Below are 1,740 nucleotides of genomic sequence, written 5' to 3'. Positions count from 1 at the left end.
GCGCTTGCACTCGACGTTGGGCTACGTCAGCCCGATGCAATTCGAGCAGGACTGGCACGCCGCCCAGAACCAACGAGTGGCATAATCTCCGCTCAGTTAAGGGATCCGAAATTCGCGGGCAACGTCAGTCCTCTCGTCGGAGGTCACAGCCAATGAGTCCCGTCGTCGTCACCCTGCTCGTGCTGCTGGGCGTCGGGCTACTGCTCGCGCTCCGCCTCATGGGCATCTACAACGGGCTAGTGGTCGCCCGGAACCGCTTCGCGAACGCCTTCGCCCAAATCGACGTGCAGCTCAAACGCCGCTACGAGCTGATTCCGAACCTGGTCGAAGCGGTCAAGGGCTACATGGCTCACGAGAGGGAGACGCTCGACGCCGTCATCAAGGCCCGCAACAGCGCGATGGCAGCCGAGCAGAAAGTCGCCGCCAACCCCAGCGACCCGGCGGCCATCAGGGGGTTTAACGAGGCCGAGGCCCAGCTCGGCGGCGTTCTGGGCCGGCTCTTTGCGCTATCTGAAGCGTACCCGGACCTCAAGGCCAACCAGAACATGCTCGCCCTGCAGGAGGAACTGAGCTCGACCGAGAACAAGATCGGCTTCGCCAGGCAAGCCTTCAACGACGCCGCCACCGACTACAACAACCGGCGCGAGGTCTTCCCAGCCGTCATGGTGGCCGGCATGTTTGGTTTCAAGGAAGCGTCACTGCTCGAAACCACAGAGGCCGAGCGCGCAGCGCCCAAGGTGTCGTTCCGGTAACCCGGAACCGCCACATTCCGTGCGCTCCACGCTCTCAAAACCGCGCCGACCATGGCCACCAATTTCTTTCAGCAGCAGGATTCGGCACGGCGCAAGACCTTCCAGCTGGTGGTCTATTTCGTCCTCGCGATCCTGATTCTGATCGCCCTCGTGTACGGTCTGTTGGTGGCGCTCAGCATGTATGGCGCTCACGAGCCAGTGTCTTGGTGGCAACCTGACATGCTCCTGCTCGCGGCGCCGGCGGTGGGCATCCTGGTCGGCGGTGCCAGCGCGCTCAAGGTGGCCCAGCTCGCTTCTGGCGGGCAGGCGGTCGCCTTGATGTTGGGCGGTAAGGAGGTGCCCGGCACGACCACCGACGCGCGGCAGAAGCGGCTGCTCAACGTCGTCGAGGAGATGGCCCTCGCTGCGGGAGTGCCGGTGCCCCCCGTATATGTTCTGCCGGAGACCGGCATCAATGCCTTCGCGGCCGGCTACGCCCCGGGCGATGCTGTGGTCGCCGTCTCCCAGGGCTGCCTCGACTACTTGACCCGTGACGAGCTGCAGGGCGTGGTGGCGCACGAGTTCAGCCATATCCTCAACGGCGACATGCGGCTCAACATCCGGCTGATCGGCCTGATCTTTGGGATCATGGCGCTGTCCATCATCGGCCGCAGCCTCATGTTCGCGTCCCGCGGACGCTCGTCGGGAAGACAGGATTCCCGCGGCGGCATGGTGCTACTGGGACTGGGCGTGTTTGTGCTGGGACTGGTGGGAGCGTTCTTCGGTCGGCTGATCATGGCAGCGGTGTCCCGGCAGCGCGAGTACCTGGCCGACGCTAGCGCCGTCCAATTCACGCGCAACCCCGACGGGATTGGCGGGGCGCTCAAGAAGATCGGCGGGCTGGCCGAGGGGTCGCGCATCGACACCCCCCGGGCCGCCGAGGCTGCTCACATGTTTTTCGCCAACGCTTTCGCCGGCGAGGGGCTCGCCGGACTGCTGGCCACCCACC

The 1,740-nt window shown here is 65.2% G+C and carries 2 protein-coding genes; both read left to right on the top strand.

Annotated elements, in window-relative coordinates; translation table 11 throughout:
• Window positions 1-152 precede the first annotated feature (152 nt).
• On the top strand, window positions 153-752 hold the full coding sequence (locus F6X40_RS41365; RefSeq protein WP_184071880.1) for a LemA family protein: 600 nt from the start codon (window positions 153-155) through the stop codon (window positions 750-752).
• Between the two features lie 51 nt (window positions 753-803).
• The coding region (locus F6X40_RS41360; protein ID WP_187631876.1) for a M48 family metallopeptidase at window positions 804-1,740 on the top strand (937 nt) is incomplete at its 3' end.

This window comes from Paraburkholderia sp. UCT31, from assembly GCF_014397655.1.
Classification (GTDB): domain Bacteria; phylum Pseudomonadota; class Gammaproteobacteria; order Burkholderiales; family Burkholderiaceae; genus Paraburkholderia; species Paraburkholderia tuberum.
This window is presented reverse-complemented; position numbering and strand designations above follow the sequence as displayed.

What these genes read in the sequence shown, in the direction of transcription:
- F6X40_RS41365 (WP_184071880.1), top strand. Translation starts at nt 153, where the DNA reads ATGAGTCCCGTCGTCGTCACCCTGCTCGTGCTGCTGGGCGTCGGGCTA.